This window comes from Streptomyces sp. SD31, assembly GCF_052068475.1.
GTDB lineage: Bacteria > Actinomycetota > Actinomycetes > Streptomycetales > Streptomycetaceae > Streptomyces.
On sequence record NZ_JBQHCX010000001.1, the window covers coordinates 619,500 to 636,146 of the forward strand.

General features: G+C 69.8%; 13 protein-coding genes. 5 read left to right on the forward strand and 8 right to left on the reverse strand.

Annotated features, from left to right (window positions below):
• Window positions 1-189: 189 nt before the first annotated feature.
• Complete coding sequence (locus tag ACTMVF_RS02785) at window positions 190-738, reverse strand: hypothetical protein (RefSeq protein WP_441269321.1); 549 nt, start codon at window positions 736-738, stop codon at window positions 190-192.
• Window positions 739-799: 61 nt separating this feature from the next.
• Window positions 800-2,548, reverse strand: a complete 1,749-nt coding sequence (locus ACTMVF_RS02790) for a PA14 domain-containing protein (protein ID WP_441269322.1) — start codon at window positions 2,546-2,548, stop codon at window positions 800-802.
• 302 nt (window positions 2,549-2,850) lie between these two features.
• On the opposite strand from ACTMVF_RS02790, the gene ACTMVF_RS02795 reads away from it, so the two are divergent.
• Window positions 2,851-3,969, forward strand: coding sequence for a sugar ABC transporter substrate-binding protein (locus ACTMVF_RS02795; RefSeq protein ID WP_441269541.1), 1,119 nt, complete (start codon window positions 2,851-2,853; stop codon window positions 3,967-3,969).
• Window positions 3,970-4,107: 138 nt separating this feature from the next.
• The gene (locus tag ACTMVF_RS02800) at window positions 4,108-5,778 is read left to right on the forward strand and encodes a fibronectin type III domain-containing protein (RefSeq protein WP_441269323.1); all 1,671 of its coding nucleotides are present in this window, start codon (window positions 4,108-4,110) and stop codon (window positions 5,776-5,778) included.
• 70 nt (window positions 5,779-5,848) lie between these two features.
• Here ACTMVF_RS02800 and ACTMVF_RS02805 read toward each other — a convergent pair whose 3' ends face one another.
• The 3 genes from ACTMVF_RS02805 to ACTMVF_RS02815 are packed head-to-tail and all read right to left on the reverse strand — an operon-like array spanning window position 5,849 to window position 9,181.
• Window positions 5,849-6,706 (reverse strand): transglutaminase family protein, encoded by an 858-nt coding sequence (locus ACTMVF_RS02805; RefSeq protein WP_441269324.1) that lies wholly within the window; start codon window positions 6,704-6,706, stop codon window positions 5,849-5,851.
• Window position 6,707: 1 nt separating this feature from the next.
• Window positions 6,708-7,640 (reverse strand): alpha-E domain-containing protein, encoded by a 933-nt coding sequence (locus ACTMVF_RS02810; protein ID WP_441269325.1) that lies wholly within the window; start codon window positions 7,638-7,640, stop codon window positions 6,708-6,710.
• Entirely contained in the window at window positions 7,637-9,181 is a 1,545-nt protein-coding gene (locus ACTMVF_RS02815; protein ID WP_441269326.1) for a circularly permuted type 2 ATP-grasp protein, read from the reverse strand. The genes ACTMVF_RS02810 and ACTMVF_RS02815 overlap by 4 nt, the downstream gene beginning before the upstream one ends.
• 431 nt (window positions 9,182-9,612) lie before the next feature.
• On the opposite strand from ACTMVF_RS02815, the gene ACTMVF_RS02820 reads away from it, so the two are divergent.
• On the forward strand, window positions 9,613-10,674 hold the full coding sequence (locus ACTMVF_RS02820; RefSeq protein ID WP_441269327.1) for a LuxR C-terminal-related transcriptional regulator: 1,062 nt from the start codon (window positions 9,613-9,615) through the stop codon (window positions 10,672-10,674).
• Here the strand turns inward: ACTMVF_RS02820 and ACTMVF_RS02825 are convergent.
• Both ACTMVF_RS02825 and ACTMVF_RS02830 read right to left on the reverse strand, forming a co-directional pair.
• Window positions 10,619-11,611: a LuxR C-terminal-related transcriptional regulator gene (locus ACTMVF_RS02825; protein WP_441269328.1), complete on the reverse strand. Its 993-nt coding sequence runs from the start codon at window positions 11,609-11,611 to the stop codon at window positions 10,619-10,621. The two genes, ACTMVF_RS02820 and ACTMVF_RS02825, sit on opposite strands and share 56 nt — an antisense overlap.
• Window positions 11,608-12,648, reverse strand: coding sequence for a helix-turn-helix transcriptional regulator (locus ACTMVF_RS02830; protein ID WP_441269329.1), 1,041 nt, complete (start codon window positions 12,646-12,648; stop codon window positions 11,608-11,610). The genes ACTMVF_RS02825 and ACTMVF_RS02830 overlap by 4 nt, the downstream gene beginning before the upstream one ends.
• 295 nt (window positions 12,649-12,943) lie before the next feature.
• On the opposite strand from ACTMVF_RS02830, the gene ACTMVF_RS02835 reads away from it, so the two are divergent.
• A complete protein-coding gene (locus ACTMVF_RS02835; protein WP_301998634.1) occupies window positions 12,944-13,279 on the forward strand; it encodes a hypothetical protein in 336 nt (111 codons plus the stop codon).
• A 169-nt stretch (window positions 13,280-13,448) separates the two neighbouring features.
• On the opposite strand, the gene ACTMVF_RS02840 is transcribed toward ACTMVF_RS02835, so the two are convergent.
• Window positions 13,449-13,862 (reverse strand): pyridoxamine 5'-phosphate oxidase family protein, encoded by a 414-nt coding sequence (locus ACTMVF_RS02840; RefSeq protein ID WP_441269330.1) that lies wholly within the window; start codon window positions 13,860-13,862, stop codon window positions 13,449-13,451.
• Between the two features lie 131 nt (window positions 13,863-13,993).
• Between ACTMVF_RS02840 and clpB the strand changes: the two genes are divergently transcribed.
• The gene (clpB, locus tag ACTMVF_RS02845; RefSeq protein WP_441269331.1) at window positions 13,994-16,591 is read left to right on the forward strand and encodes an ATP-dependent chaperone ClpB; all 2,598 of its coding nucleotides are present in this window, start codon (window positions 13,994-13,996) and stop codon (window positions 16,589-16,591) included.
• The last annotated feature ends 56 nt before the right edge of the window (window positions 16,592-16,647 follow it).

The window sequence follows — 16,647 nt, forward strand, 5'->3', positions numbered from 1 at the left end:
GGTGACGGTGGGGACGGACGGGTCGCCGTCCGGGATGTCGATGCAGAGCATGGCCAGCGGGTCCTCGGCGTCGGTGCGGTCCTTCAGTCTGTTCGGCGACGACGGCGATCAACCGTCGCCGAACAGGGCCGGCCGGGGCACCGATTGGTTGTACGGTCCTGCGGGCGGCGTCCTCGGCTGTATCCGGTGTCAGGGAATCAGCTCACCGATCGCATCGCCGACCAGCATCCACATCGGCTGCGCGCCCGTGCCGAACGCGGCGGCGACGGCGTAGCCCAGGGCGGCATCCGTGGGGTCCGGCGCGATGTCCGGGTCAGTGTCCGGCCCGGTGTCCGGCCCGGGATCCTGTCGCCACTCGGCCGCCACTTGCCCGTCGCCCTCGGAGTAGAAGTTCCCCAACCGCCGCCCGTCGCGCAGGAACTGGCTCCCCGGCAACGAGTCGGGCACCAGCCGCCACAGGTGGCCCGCATACCGGACGTCGACCCGGAACGAACGCCGGGTCAGCCGGCCCTTGGCGGGGTGCACGGAGGCTTCCTCGCCGTCGACGGTGAGGGTGAGCCGGCCGCCGTCCCGGGTCCCGACGGGTATGTGGTCGTCGGTCTCGGTGCCGGCGGCACGGCTCAGCACGATCCGCGGTAGCGCCTCGCCCTCGACGACGACTTCGCCCCGCTCGGTGTCCAGGCGGACGGCCAGCGGGCCGAACAGGCTGTCCTCGACGGGGGTTTCAGTCACGGTCATGCGGATGATCTTCGCAGGGGGCAGGTGGGGCAGGTGGGGCAGGTGGGGCAGGTGGGGCAGGTCAGGCGGCGGGCGCCGTGACCGTCCAGTCGCCCGCGGGTACGGACTCGGTGCCGTCGGCCTGCACACCGGTCACCCAGTAGTAGGACGTGGTGCCGCGCCGCGCGCCCGTGTCGGAGTACGTGAAGGCACCGGCCGGGAGTTCGGCGATCTTCTCGTACGCCGAGGAGGCCGGGTTCCACCGGTAGACACGGAAGCTCTCCGCGGGGTCGGCGGACTCCTCCTCGCCCGCGCCGAGCCCGGACCACTCGAGGCGGTTGCCCTCGTCGCCCTCCGCGCCCGTGACCGTCAGGCGCAGCGGTGAGCCCTCGGGCGTCGCCACGCTCGGCGTCATGTCGAGCTCGGTGACCCGCACGGCCTCGACCGAATCGTCGCTCCACTTGATGGCGGAGTTGCCCTCGTCGTCCACGGCGTCGACGAAGAAGCAGACCTCGTCGCCGTCAGGGAGCGTGGTGTACGCGTACGAGGTCTCGTCGGGGGAGACGTAGTCCACCAGGCTTCCGGCACAGACCTGTTCGCCCTCGTCGCCCCACAGCTCGCCCCAGTGGATCGTGTAGTACCGCAGATCCTCGGCCGGGCTCTTGTCCCAGTCCAGCTGGAAGCCGTACTCGGTCGGGGTGACGTTCAGCCCGCTGACGAGCGGCGGGGGGTCGTTGTCCCAGATCTTGCCCCGCTGGGGCTCGGTGAGGGCGGATTCGTTGCCCGCCGCGTCGACGGCCGACACCCGGTAGTAGTACACGGTGCCCTCGACGGCCGAGGTGTCCAGGTAGGAGAGCTGGTCCGTGCTCGCGACCTCGGCGTACGTGCCGTTCTCGCTCGCCGCCCGGAAGACGCGGTACGTCGCCGCGTCCGCGACCGCGTCCCAGCCGACCAGCAGTCCGCCCGTACCCCCGGTCGGGGTCACCTCGCCCGTCGCGCTCGTGATGGTGGGCACGCCGGGTGCGGTCCGGTCGGCGGTGGTGACGGCCTGGTCCGCGGTACCGGTCGAGACGTTGCCGGCTTTGTCGTAGGCGCGGATCTCGTAGTAGTAGGTGTCGCCGGTGACCGGGAGGGTGGCGTCGGTGTAGGTGGTGGTGGAGGTCGTGGTGGTCGCGAGGGGTGTGCCGGGGAAGGCAGCGCCCTTGAGGCGGCGGAAGACCCGGTACCCCGCGAGGTCCATCTCCTTGTTCTTCGCCCAGGTGAGCTTGGCCTTGCCGGTCGTCGGGTCGTACGCCACCGAAGTCCCGGTCGGGGCCAGGGGCTTGACCGTGTCGACGGATGCCGAAGTGCGGGGCGTGTAGCCGAACTTGACGGTGGCTGTGCCGGTCCAGTTGGCGAAGTCGACGCGCAGGGTGTGCTTGCCGGACGGGATGGTGACGTTGACCGTCTTGCTCACCGTCGTCGACACGTTCTTCCACAGGTCGATCTTGCGGACGCCGTCGAGGTAGACGCGGATGCCGTCCTGTGCGGAGGCGGCGAAGGAGAACGGGCCGCCGGAGCCGAAGTCCCGTGTCACGGTCCAGCGGACGGAGAAGTTGTCCTTCGGCAGACCGGTGGCGGGGGCCCCGCTCCAGGTCTGGTCGATGGCGCTGTCGCAGTCCGTCTTCTTCGCGGTGCCCGAAAGGGTCGTATTCGCGAAGAACTGCCGTTTGAAGACGGGCGAGGCGCAGGTCACGGCGGCGGACGCGGGGGTCGTCGCGAGCAGGGTGCCCGCGGTGGCGAGCACGACCGTCGTCGCGGCTGCGGCGGTCGTGCGTCTGGCTGGGTTCATTCGATCCTCTGGTCGAGTGCGGAACATTGGTTGGGGGTTGTCCAGATCACGACTCGCGAGGAATGGCTTTGGTTGTACGGTCTTGGTCGACTCTTCGACCAAGGTTCGGTGGAGGGTGTGTAATGGGCGTTTGGAGACGTTCCGTGTTGCCTTCACATGCGCAGCTGAGCGTGGTGTTGCGCACTCGTTAAGTAGTTCCGCTTGACGCTGGGGGCCGTCGCCGCGTTGTCTTTTCAGACATCTGGGCGCAATGGCGCGTCCGTGTCCCGAAGGCACCAGAAGTGAGCTCCTCTATGCGTTCCATGCGCCCCCTGCGCCGTACCGCCACAGCCGTGGCCGCCGCGTCGACGATGACCCTTTCGCTGGCCGCGTGCGGGGCACTGGGCGTCACCGGGGACAGCACTGAGGCGAGCCCGACCAAGGGCAACGACATCACCGTGGGGTTGCTGCTGCCGGAGACGGCGAACACGCGCTACGACAAGTTCGACTACCCCATCATCCGGAGCAAGGTGCAGGAGCTCACGGACAAGCAGGGCCGGGTCGTCTACCTGAACGCGGACGCGGACGCGAAGAAGCAGGAGAGCCAGCTGCAGAAGATGATCGACGACCAGGTCGATGTGATCCTGCTGGACGCCGTCGACGCGCACGCCATCGCCGGCGGCGTGCAGAAGGCCAAGGACGCCGGGATCCCGGTCATCGCCTACGACCGCCTGGCCGAGGGGCCGATCGACGCCTACGTCTCCTTCGACAACGAGCTGGTCGGCGAGGTGCAGGGGCGCTCCCTGCTGGAGGCCATGGGCCCGAACGTCGACTCCTCCGACAAGATCGTCATGATGAACGGCTCGCTCACCGACCCGAACGCCAAGCAGTTCAAGGCGGGCGCCCTCTCCGAGCTCAACGGCTCGGTGGACATCGCCAAGTCCTACGACACCAAGGACTGGAAGCCGGAGAACGCCCAGACCAACATGGCTCTGGCGATCGAGTCCATCGGCGTGAACAACATCAAGGGCGTCTACTCCGCCAACGACGGCATGGCCGGCGGCGTCATCAAGGCCCTGGAGGCCGCGGGCGTGACCGAACTGCCCCCGATCACCGGCCAGGACGCCGAACTGGACGGCGTCCAGCGGATCGTGAGCGGCGAGCAGTACATGAGCGTGTACAAGTCGTACCCGCAGGAGGCGGAGAGCGCCGCGGAGATGGCCGTGGCCAAGGTCAAGGGCCACGACATCCAGTTCGACTCGCTCACCCAGGACCAGGTCGACAGCCCGACCCACAAGGACATCCGGGCCCTGCTGGTCCCCGTGGTCGCCCTGACCCAGGACAACATCAAGGAGACCGTCATCGCCGACGGGATCTACGAGCTGTCCGACATCTGCACCGCCAAGTACAAGGCGGACTGCCTGTCCATCGGGCTGAAGTAGCGCCCGTGGCCTCCGGCTCCCGCCGGCCGGCCTGACCGGCGCCCCGGAGTCGGCTGACGTACAACCAACCCCGCTCCTCGTGAGTCGTGATCAGGACAGCCCACTGGCGGGCTGTCCTGATCACGACCTGAGGACTGAATGAACCCAGCCAGACGTACGACCGCAGCGGCCGCGACCGCCGTCGTACTCGCCACCGCGGGCGGCCTGCTCACCGCCGTCGCCACGCCCGCCTCCGCCGCCGTGACCTGCGCCTCGCCCGTCTTCAAGCGGCAATTCTTCGCGAACACCACCTTCTCGGGTACGCCGAAGAAGACCGACTGCGACAGCGCGATCGACCAGAGCTGGAGCGGGGCTCCCGCCACCGGTCTGCCGAAGGACAACTTCGGCGTGCGGTGGACGCTGACGCGGGACTTCGGCTCCGGCGGCCCGTTCTCCTTCGCAGCCTCCGGGCTGGACGGCATCCGCGTCTACCTCGACGGCGTCCGCAAGATCGACCTGTGGAAGAACGTTTCCTCCACGGTGTCCAAGACGGTCAACGTCACCATCCCGTCCGGCAAGCACACCCTGCGCGTCGACTACGTCAACTGGACCGGAAGCGCCAAGGTCAAGTTCGGCTACACGCCCCGCACTTCGGCATCCGTCGACACGGTCAAGCCCCTGGCCCCGACCGGGACATCGGTGGCGTACGACGCCACGACCGGCAACGCGAAGCTGACCTGGGCGAAGAACAAGGAGATGGACCTCGCGGGGTACCGGGTCTTCCGCCGCCTCAAGGGCGCTGCCTTCCCCGGCACGCCCCTCGCGACGACCACCTCCACCTCCACCACCTACACCGACGCCACCCTTCCGGTCACCGGCGACACCTACTACTACGAGATCCGCGCCTACGACAAAGCAGGCAACGTCTCGACCGGTACCGCGGACCAGGCCGTGACCACCGCCGACCGGGCGGCGCCGGACAAGGCCACGGGGCTGGCGGCGCTGGGGACCACGGCAGGCAACTCGGTGACGTGGAAGGCCCCTTCGGCGAAGGACGTCGATCACTACGAGGTGTGGGGCGCGCCGGTCGGGGAGACGGATCCGGACGGTCCGCAGCCTGTCTGGGGTACGTCGTGGACGGACACCACGGCCGCCCCTGGGACGGCGTACACCTACAGGGTGCAGGCCGTCGACGCCGCCGGGAATTTTGCTCCCGTCTCCGATCCGGTGACGGTCACCCGGCCGGTGGCGTCCGACGTCCCGGCTCCGACCTCGGTGCAGGGCACGCCCGCCGACGCGCACACCAGGCTCACCTGGACCCCGGCCGAGGGTGACGTCACCGGCTTCCGCGTCTATCGGCGTACCGAGGCCGTCGGCGGCTGGGTGCTCGCCGGGAGCGCCAGTGCGTCGCAGACGTCGTACGACGACACCTCCGCCCCGCAGGGCAAGGCGTACTACTACGTCGTCGCCGTCGACGGTGCGGGCGCCGAGTCGGTGCCGTCCGGCCAGGTCACCGTCGACCGGCTCACCCCGGCCACCTTGAGCGGGCCGGCGGCGCCGCAGCTGACGCTGGTCGCCTCGGGCGGCACACGGTGGCCCATCCAGGTCACGGCCAAGCCCGGGGCCGGGGACGAGGGGCGCCTGCTGAAGGGCTACTCCTGGGAGATCGACGGTGCCTGCGGGTTCAGCGGTACCCGGCTGAGCACGACGGGCAGCATCGAGTGGATCCCGCCGTACAACGGCCCGTGCATGGTCACCGTGTACGCCGTGGACGCCTATGGGCGGGTCGGTGGGCAGAGCTCCTCGCTGGAGTTCATGGTCGCCCGCTGACGCATGAACGGCCGGGAGGGAGGCCGCACCAGCTCCAGCCCTCTCCCGGCCGCCACCTGCCCGGGTCCGCTCACGCCACCCGCGTGAACTCCACCGTCACCTCCGGCGGGCCGCCGGGCACACCGCGGTAGATGCCCTTGTGCGGGGTGACGTCGTCGTAGTCGCGGCCGCGGCCGACGACGACGTGGGACTCGTCGGCCCGCGTCCGGTTGGTGGGGTCGTAGCCGCACCAGTCGCCCGCCCAGTACTCGATCCAGGCGTGGCTCTGCCCGGCGACCGGCCGGTGCAGCTCCGCCTCCCGCTCGGGGTGGAGGTAGCCGGAGACGTAGCGAGCGGGCAGGCCCACTCCCCGCAGCAGCGCGATCGTGAGGTGGGTGATGTCCTGGCAGACGCCCGCGCACTGCTCCCAGGCCTCGGCGGCGGAGGTGTTCACGCTCGTGGTGCCGGGGAGGTACGCCACCCGGTCGGCGACCAGCAGCGACACCGCGATCGCCGTCTCGTGCGGATCGAGACCGGCCGCCGCTTCCCGCGCCTTCTCGACGAGCGGGGCGGGCACGGTCGTACGGGGGGTCGGGCCGGCGAACTCCAGCAGGCGGGAGGAGGCCACCTCCTCCGCCAGCCCCCGCCATGTGGGCGCCTCGGGGAGCGGGCCCGGTGGGTGGGTCTCCACCAGGCTGGACGCCGTGATGGTGAGGTCGGCGTGCGGGTCCATCAGGTCGAAGCCGGTGACCTGGGTGCCCCAGTAGTCCCAGTACGCCCAGGTGGTGGCCGCCGGACTGACGGTGACCCGGGCGTCCAGGGTGGTCTGGCCGGGCAGCGTCAGCGGGGTCATGCGGACCTCGTTGTGCGAGGACGCGGCGGGCTGGGCGTACGAGACGCGGGTGACGTGCTTGATGCGGAGACGGCGAGTGCCCTGGGCGGTGGTCATCTCACGCTCCTTCCTGGGCCCACTCGACGGGCCCCTGGTACGGGAAGAACCGGTCGGCCACCGCGTCCGCCGAGGCGATGCAGGCCTGCTGCAAGTCCTTCAGCAGCAGGGGCAGTTGGTCCTCCAGCGCGTGGGTGTCCAGGTATTCGAGGCGGGTGCGCATCCGGCCGATCGGGCGGCGCGCCGGGTCTTGGCGGGGGCGGCCCAGCGCCGTGAGGCACTCCTCCGCCGTGGTCAGCGCGTGCAGCGCCGAGCGCGGGAAGTCCCGGTCGAGGAGGAGGAATTCGGCCACCCTCGGCGTGTCGCCGAAGCCGCTGTACACACGCGCGTACGCCTCGTCCGCGCCGGACGCGCTCAGCAGGGTCGGCCAGTCGGGCGCGTGCGCGGCGTCCAGCACCCGCACCGACAGCAGCCGTACGGTCATGTCCACCCGTTCCAGGCTGCGGCCCAGGACGACGAAACGCCAGCTGTCGTCCCGGCTCATGGTGGAGTCGGCGAGGCCGAAGAACAGCGCCGCTCGTCTGCGCACCAGCTCCAGATAGGCGTACGGGCCGGTGCGGCGGGCGGCGAGCCGCTGGTCCGCGAGCGCGTGCCACGTCGAGTTCAGGCACTCCCACATCTCCGACGACACCGCCTCACGGGCGCTGCGCGCGTTCAGCCGGGCGGCGCCCAGCGCGCCCTCGATCGAGCCCGTCGAGCGGGCGTCGAAGGCCAGCTGGTCGAGGACCTGCTGCATGTCGACGGGCCGGCCGCCGGCGTCCATGCCGAGGATCGCGTACAAGGACCGGCAGGCCACGTCCTCGTCACGCCAGGGGTCCTCCAGCATGCGGTGGAGGTAGGCGTCGAGGATGCGGCCCGTGGCGTCGGCGCGTTCGACATACCGCCCGGTCCACGTCAGGGCCTCGGCGATACGGGAGAGGATCACGTCGTTCACTGCTGCTGCGCCCCTTCCTGTACGACGGTGGGGGTGCCGTCGGGTCCGAGCTGCCGCGGCGCGACGGCGAGCGGATCGGCGGCGCTGAGGGGCTCGGGCGACTCCGTCGGGCCTTCGGCCAGCACCCAGGTGTCCTTGGAGCCGCCGCCCTGGCTGGAGTTGACGATCAGGTTGCCCTCCTGGAGGGCGACGCGGGTGAGGCCACCGGGCAGCACCCAGACATCGTTGCCGTCGTTGACGGCGAAGGGCCGCAGATCGATGTGGCGCGGTGCCATGCGCTCGCCCGCGAGGGTCGGGGAGGTGGACAGGGCGACGGGCCGCTGGGCGATGAAGCCGCGCGGGTCGGCGATGACGGCTTTGCGAGTGCGTTCGATGGTCTCGCGGTCGGCCCTGGGGCCGATGACGATGCCCTGACCGCCGGCGCCGTCGACGGGCTTGATGACGAGCTGCTCGATCTGGTCGAGGACCGCTTCCAACTGTCCTGGCTCGTCGGGCCGATACGACTCCACATTCGGGAGGATCGGCTCCTCGCCGAGGTAGTACCGGATGAGGTCCGGGACGTATGTGTAGAGGAGCTTGTCGTCGGCGATCCCGTTCCCCACCGCGTTCGCGAGTGTGACGGTGCCCGCCATGGCGGCGCCCATGATGCCCGGACAGCCGATCACCGAGTCGGGGCGGAAGTGGAGGGGATCGAGGAAGTCGTCGTCGAGCCGTCGGTATACGACGTGGACGGGCACCTCACCGCGTGTCGTCCGCATCCACACGCGGTTGTTGCGGCACACGAGGTCGTGCCCCTCGACGAGCTGCACACCCATCAGCCGGGCCAGCAGGGCGTGTTCGAAGTAGGCGGCGTTGTTGGGGCCCGGGGTGAGGACGACGACGCGCGGATCGTCGGTCCCGTCGGGCGCGGCGGCCCGCAGGGCGGCGAGGAGTCGCTGGGCGTACCCGTCGACGGGCAGCACATGCTGCTCGGCGAAGAGGGAGGGGAAGATCCGGGTCATGGCACGCCGGTTCTCGATGACGTACGAGACGCCACTGGGCACGCGCACATTGTCTTCCAGCACCCGGAAGTCCCCGGCCTCGTCCCGTACGAGGTCGATCCCGGCGACATGGATCCGCACCCCGCCCGGTGGCTCGACCCCATGGGCCGCTCTGTGGAAGTGCGGGGAGTTGAGCAGCAGCCGCCAGGGCACGACGCCGTCCTCGAAGGCACGGGCGGGCCCGTAGGCGTCGGCGAGGTACGCCTCAAGGGCGCGCACCCTCTGCCCCACCCCGCGTTGTATGAGATCCCACTCGAGCGCGTCGAGGATCCTGGGCACGAGGTCCAGCGGCCAGGGCCGCTCCTCGCCCGCGAAGGCGTACGTCACGCCCCTGTCGGTGAACGCCCGGGCCATCTGGTCGGCCCGGAACCGCAGTTCACTCGGTTCGATCGGCTGAAGCGCAGCCAGCACCGGCTCATAGGCGGTCCTGACCTCACCCGGCCGCTCAAACATCTCGTCCCACGCGTCGGCCAACGCGTACGCGTCAAATATGTCCGCCATGGCCTGACGTTAAGTGGGGTTTGTAACACGGTGATCTCTGGGGGATTTCCGGGAGGTGCACGCGGAAGCGGGGCCTCCGGGTGTCGAGGGCGGTCGGTTCACCCGGTCGTGTGTGGGATTTGCGCGCACACGGCAAAGGCCGGGCGCCACACCATCAGCTTGTTGCAACTCGACGGGCGGAGGCCCGGAAACAGTGAGGCAAACCGGTGGATTAAGGCGGCCGTCCCGGCGTGAGCCGTGTTGCGGAGCACGGCCTGTCCGCGCATAGTTGCGCTGCGGAAGCGCGAGCGAACCGTAGGCCCGAAGGGCTGAGCACGGTGGGCCTGTCGACCAGGGCCACGCCCGGCCCGGGTGTCCCGGCGCAGGTGTCGACACCGCGCTCCGAGGTGGGCGAGCCGGCGAAAGAGGCAGGAACCGGGGGTGGATGGGCGATGGCCGGGCAGGGGGCGCAGGAGCATCCACACGGTGCCGACCGACTGTGCGAGGCCGGGGATCGCGTGTATTCCCGGGCCGTACGACGCGGCCGGGTGCCGCGCCGGGACGCGGACCCGGTGCCCTGCCTGCTGGACCTGGCGCTGCTGCACCCCGACCCCGACGACATGGACTGGCTGGTGCCGACGTCCCCGCAGGAGGTCATGACCCGGCTGCTGCGCGGGGTGTACGACGAGGTCAGCGCGAGCCAGCGGCGGATGGGTTCGGCGGTGGCGGCGTTCGAGTGGTACGCCCGGCTGGGTCCGCAGCCGGCGCAGGCGTCCGGCGCGGAGGGCACGGCGATCCGGGTGCTCGACGGGGCCTCCCGTATCCAGGCCGCCCTCGACGAGGCGACCCAGGCGTGCGCGACGGAGGTGCTGACCGTGCAGCCCGGCGGCATCCGTCCCGAGCACGAGCTGACGGAGGGGCTGCACCGGGCGCTGGCGCTGCGGGGCCGGGGCGTGCGCATGCGCGACCTGTACACCCACGTGGCTCGGCACGGCCAGGGACTGCTCAACTACCTGGAGTTGATGGGCGATTCGGTGGAGGCCCGCACGCTGGACGAGGTGATCGACCGGCTGATCCTCTTCGACCGTACGGTCGCCTTCATCCCCGCGAACGCGGACCGCACGATGGCGCTGGAACTGCGCCACCCGGCGCTGGTCCACTACCTGGTGACGGTGTTCGAACGGCTGTGGCGGCTGGCGATCCCCCTGACGGCACCGCTGCCGGACACGGGCATCGAGGGCATCTCCCACCGCGAACAGTCCATCGCCGCGCTGCTCGCCGAGGGCCATCAGGACGCGGTGATCGCGGAGCGGCTGGGGATAAGCGTGCGTACCTGCCGGGCCCACATCGCGCGGCTGTCGGAGACGCTGGGGGCGGCGAGTCGTACGCAGTTGGGGGTGCGGATCGCCCAGGTGGGGCTGGACCGGCCGCGCGCGTCGTCGTCGGAGGCGGCGGTGATCAGTGTTGCCGGGGTGCCGGGGGTTCCTGGTCAAGAATCCCCGACTGGCCGATGAGATAGCCGAGTTGGGCCCTGCTCTCGCTGCCGAGCGTCGCCGCGAGTTTGGCGATGTGGACGCGGGCGGTGCGGACGTTCATGCCGAGGCGGTCGGCTATGACGGCGTCTGTGTGGCCTTCGACGAGGAGGGCGGCTATCGCACGCTGGCGGGGGGTGACTCCGTTGAGGGTGGGCTGCTGGACGGCTTCGGGGTACATGGGGGTGGCCAGGCGCCAGAGGCGGTCGAAGGTGGTGGCCAGGTAGGTGACCAGGGGCCGGTGGCGGATCTCCGCGGCGAGTGTGCGGTCCGCGTTGGCCGGAATGAAGGCCACCTCGCGGTCGAGGATGACAAGGCGCTCGGGTACCTCGTCCAGGGTGCGCACCTCCACGTCGCCGTCCAGGCGTTCGAAGTGGACGAGGACCGCGGGGTCATGGCGGGTGGTGTGCTGATAGAGCGTGCGCATACGGCCGCCCCGGGACAGCACCTCCTGCTCCCGGGCGAGGGCGATGTGGAGGGAGGACGGCGGCCGCTTCCCGCCCGGCTGGATGGTGAGCACTTCCTCGTGGGAGGCGACCATGGCCTGCCCGATGGCTTCGTTGATCCGGTCGAAGCCGTTGAGGAGGGTGATCCCGCCTGGGTCCGTGCAGTGGGTGTGGTCACCGCCCAGCGCCAGAAGCGACTCGAACGTTTCGGCCAGTCGGGCCTCGGCCCGGCGCCGCCGGGCGATGTCCTCGGCGATGGTCCGCAGCAGCCTCGGGATGGCCGCCGTCGGAGCCACGGGGTGCAGCCGGTGCGGATCGTCGATGTCCGGGCGGAGCAGTCCGGAGCGCAGCACGCAAGGCACCGGCGCGGCATCCCGCTCCGGCACGGAGCCCTCACGCAGGGCACGTGTGTACAACGCCAGGCCTGTCGCACACGGCTCGCCGGCATCGTGGTGGTGCGCCTCTGCGGTCACGTGTGGCCTTCTCCTCCCGGCGGCCGGTGATTCTGGTCGAGGATCCCCGACTGGGCGATGAGATAGCCGAGTTGGGCACGACTGCCGCTGCCCAGGGCGGTGGCCAGCTTGGCTATGTGGGCGCGGCAGGTGCGTACGTTCATGCCCAGGCGGCGGGCGATGGCTTCGTCGACGTGGCCTTCCACGAGGAGCTTGGCTATGGAGTGCTGGATGTCGGTGATGCCGTCGGGGGCGGTCTCGTACGGGGTGCCGGCACGCAGGGGCACGGCGCGAGCCCACATGAACTCGAAGACCTTGATCAGGTAACTGACGAGACCCGGGTGGCGGAGCTCCAGGGCCACCTGACGGTCGTCGCGGATGGGGATGAAAGCGACGGTTTCGTCGCAGATGATGAGGCGCTCGACAAGCTCGTCGATGGTGCGGTACTCCACCTTCCCGTCGGTGAAGTGGTCCATGTAGGCCAGCCGGTCGGGAATGAACCTGGCCGTGTGCTGGTAGAGGGTTCGGATCCGCACCCCGCGTTCGATCAGCGGCCTGTCGCGTTCCAGCGCCTCGACGAGCCGGTTCTCAGGGCGGCGGTGCCCGCTCGGCTGGACCGTGAGCATCTCGGTCTGGCACTGGGTGATCGCCAGGTCGAGCGCCGCGTTGATGCGGTCAAGGCCCTCCAGCACCGTGATCGAGTGGGTGGAGGCGGTCTCCTGGATGCCGAGGGCCATGAATGGCTCGAAGGCCTCGGCGAGCGCGATCGAGTTGCGCCGCTGTGCCGTGATTTCGCGCTCTATCGGGTTGAGCCGCTGGGCCAGGGCGACGGAGGGGGGAACAGGGCGCAGCCACTTCGCGTCATCGGGATCGGGGTGAAGGAGGGCGAACTCCATCAGGCACGGAGCCGGTTCCACATCCGCCCGCAGAATGCGACCTGTGCGCAGGGCGCTCGCATAGAGGCGGCTTCCTGCCTCACACAACTCGGTCACCGCATGGGGATGTGTCGCCTTAGTCCCATTTGTTGCCAAATCTCCACCCCCCAGGGTCCTGAACATGCAGGAACATGATGCACCGATCGTGTGGCCATGACGTGCCTGAATGAGCCATCGTCTTATTCGACGGGGGAAGAGGGGACCTTCAAGTGAGGACGAAGCCGACTATGCGTAACAGAATGCTTCGCTCGGTACTTGTCGCCGCCTTCTCCACCGTTGTGGCCATCGGAGCACTGACTGGCCTCTCCGGTGCGAAAAGCGATGCGTTCAAGGCGGGTGGTGCTCAGTTCGTTGCCGCCGGGACTGTCGGCGATGAAACGCCGGCCTTTCCTCTCGACAGCACGTGGGACTGATCTCGATGACGACTCCACCCGACGACCGCTCCTTCCGCAGAGAAATGGCCACCGCCTACCGCTCCGGCTGGCACTTCATCGACTTGGTCACCGCGATCCCCCACCCCGGTGACTCGTTGATGGTGACCGTCTTCGGTGAGCCGGTCGTCGTCACGCGGGACGAGGACGAGGACGTACGGGCTTACCGGTGTCTGCGGCGGCCTCGGGGGGCGCCGCAGCCCGTGCGGTGTGCCATCCGGTACGGAATGATCTTCGTCAACCTTGATCAGCGCGACCACCGACTGGTGGAGCCGGAAGCCCCGGCCCATACGACCATCTCAGCCACCCCCCGCAGTGCCTGACGCGATTCCCCCGTCGTAACAGATCGCTCAGGTGCTTCCCCCCGCAGCGGCGTCACCGTGACCTGAACACGGTGACGCCGCTGCAGTTTTCGGGGACATTTCCCCGTATCCATCGGTTCCTGCGGTGGCTGAAACCGGGCGCCCGGTATCCAGCCACACGGCACACCGATCACCCGCGCCCCATCGCCCGCCGCAGCTCGATCTCGATCACCACCCGGTCGGGATTCGGCGCCGGCGTCCGCCCGTACCGCTGCGCGTACCGCCGCTCCGCCTCCGCGACCCGCTCGCGCTCGGTCCGGACGTACGCCAGTCCCTCCAGCGTCGCCCACCGCCCCCCGTCCACCTGGCACACCGCCACCCGCGCCCCCTCCGGACCGGCGGCGAGCACGTGGCCCACCTTCGCGCTCGACTTGTTCGTGATCACCCGAGCAAGTCGCGCCTCGGGGTCGTATGTGACTCCGACGGGTACTACATGGGGGGTGCCGTCCGGGCGCAGGGTCGTCAGAGTGCACAGGTGCCTCTCCTGCCAGAAGGTGAGGTACGGCGCGTCCGGCGCGCCCGGATCCTGGGGGTATGCGGCCATGGTTCGGAAACCTAGCCGCAGCAAGGCTGCCGCGACTACCTTGAGCGGAATAGACTCAACTTTGTGTACGCTGAGTCAGTCAGTACTCAGTCAGTACTGGGAGACGCTGACGCCAGGAGGAGAACGACAACGTGGACGCCGAGCTGACCAACAGGAGCCGGGACGCGATCAACGCGGCCAGCAACCGGGCCCTTACCGAGGGCCATGCGGACCTCACCCCTGCCCACCTGCTCCTCGCTCTGCTCCAGGGGCAGGACAACGAGAACATCGTCGATCTTCTCGCCGCCGTCGACGCCGATCAGGCCGCCGTGCGCGCCGGTGCGGAGAAGGTCCTCGCCTCGCTGCCCAGCGTGACCGGGTCCACCGTCGCGCCCCCGCAGCCCAACCGTGAGCTGCTCGCCGTGATCGCGGACGCCCAGGCACGGGCCAAGGAGCTCGGGGACGAGTACCTCTCCACCGAGCACCTGCTCATCGGCACCGCCGCCAAGGGCGGTCAGGCGGGTGAGGTGCTCAGCCGGCAGGGGGCCACTGCGAAGAAGCTGCTGGACGCCTTCCAGAAGGCGCGCGGCGGGCGCCGGGTGACCAGCGCCGACCCCGAGGGGCAGTACAAGGCGCTGGAGAAGTTCGGCACCGACTTCACCGCCGCCGCCCGGGAGGGCAAGCTCGACCCCGTCATCGGGCGGGACCAGGAGATCCGGCGGGTCGTGCAGGTGCTGTCCCGCCGTACCAAGAACAACCCCGTCCTCATCGGTGAGCCCGGTGTCGGCAAGACCGCCGTCGTCGAAGGGCTCGCCCAGCGGATCGTCAAGGGGGACGTGCCCGAGTCCCTCAAGGACAAGCGGCTCGTCGCGCTCGACCTGGGCGCCATGGTGGCCGGGGCCAAGTACCGGGGTGAGTTCGAGGAGCGGCTGAAGACCGTGCTCGCGGAGATCAAGGGCTCCGACGGGCAGATCATCACCTTCATCGACGAGCTGCACACCGTCGTGGGCGCCGGTGCCGGCGGGGACACCGCCATGGACGCCGGGAACATGCTCAAGCCCATGCTCGCCCGCGGTGAGCTGCGCATGGTGGGTGCCACCACGCTGGACGAGTACCGCGAGCGGATCGAGAAGGACCCCGCGCTGGAGCGGCGGTTCCAGCAGGTGCTGGTCGCCGAGCCCACGGTGGAGGACACCATCGCCATTCTCCGCGGGCTCAAGGGGCGCTACGAGGCCCACCACAAGGTGCAGATCGCCGACAGCGCCCTGGTGGCGGCGGCGACGCTCTCTGACCGTTACATCACCTCCCGCTTCCTGCCCGACAAGGCCATCGACCTCGTCGACGAGGCGGCCTCCCGGCTGCGGATGGAGATCGACTCCTCCCCGGTCGAGATCGACGAACTCCAGCGCGCCGTCGACCGGTTGAAGATGGAGGAGCTCGCGCTGGAGAAGGAGACCGACCCGGCCTCCCGCGAGCGCCTGGAGCGGCTGCGCCGTGACCTCGCCGACAAGGAAGAGGAGCTGCGGGGGCTGACCGCCCGCTGGGAGAAGGAGAAGCAGTCCCTCAACCGCGTCGGCGAGCTGAAGGAGAGGCTCGACGAGGCGCGCGGGCAGGCCGAACGCGCCCAGCGCGACGGCGACTTCGACACCGCCAGCAAGCTGCTCTACGGCGAGATCCCGGCCCTGGAGCGGGACTTGGAGGAGGCCTCGCAGGCCGAGGAGGAAGCCGCCAAGTCCACGATGGTCAAGGAGGAGGTCGGCTCGGACGACATCGCCGACACCGTCGCCGCCTGGACCGGCATTCCGGCCGGGCGCCTGCTGGAGGGCGAGACGCAGAAACTCCTTCGCATGGAAGAGGAGTTGGGTAAGCGGCTGATCGGGCAGACCGAGGCCGTGCAGGCCGTGTCCGACGCCGTACGGCGTACCCGCGCCGGCATCGCCGACCCCGACCGGCCGACCGGCTCCTTCCTCTTCCTGGGCCCGACCGGCGTCGGCAAGACCGAACTCGCCAAGGCCCTCGCCGACTTCCTCTTCGACGACGAGCGGGCGATGGTCCGCATCGACATGTCGGAGTACAGCGAGAAGCACAGCGTGGCCCGGCTGGTCGGCGCGCCCCCCGGATACGTCGGCTACGAGGAGGGCGGCCAGCTGACGGAGGCGGTGCGCAGGCGGCCGTACAGCGTCGTGCTCCTCGACGAGGTGGAGAAGGCGCATCCGGAGGTCTTCGACATCCTGCTCCAGGTGCTGGACGACGGGCGGCTGACGGACGGTCAGGGCCGTACGGTCGACTTCCGCAACGCGATCCTGGTGCTGACGTCGAACCTGGGCAGCCAGTTCCTGGTCGACCCGATCACCAGCGAGGTGGAGAAGAAGGAGCAGGTGCTGGAGGTGGTCCGGGCCTCCTTCAAGCCGGAGTTCCTCAACCGGCTCGACGACCTGGTGGTCTTCTCGGCCCTGGCCAAGGACGAGCTGCGGCGGATCGCGCAGCTCCAGATCGGCCGGCTCGCGGGGCGCCTCGCCGAGCGGCGCCTCACCCTGGACGTCACCGACGAGGCCCTGACCTGGCTCGCCGACGAGGGCAACGACCCGGCCTACGGCGCCCGCCCCCTGCGCCGCCTCATCCAGACCGCGATCGGCGACCGTCTCGCCAAGAAGATCCTCTCCGGCGAGGTCAAGGACGGCGACACGGTCCGGGTGGACGCCTCCGAGGGCGGGCTGACCTTGGGCCCGGCGGCCGGAAAGTCACTGTGACCCGGCAGGAACCCCTCATCGCGGGTACCCGGTGGGTCCGGGTACCCGCACGGAGT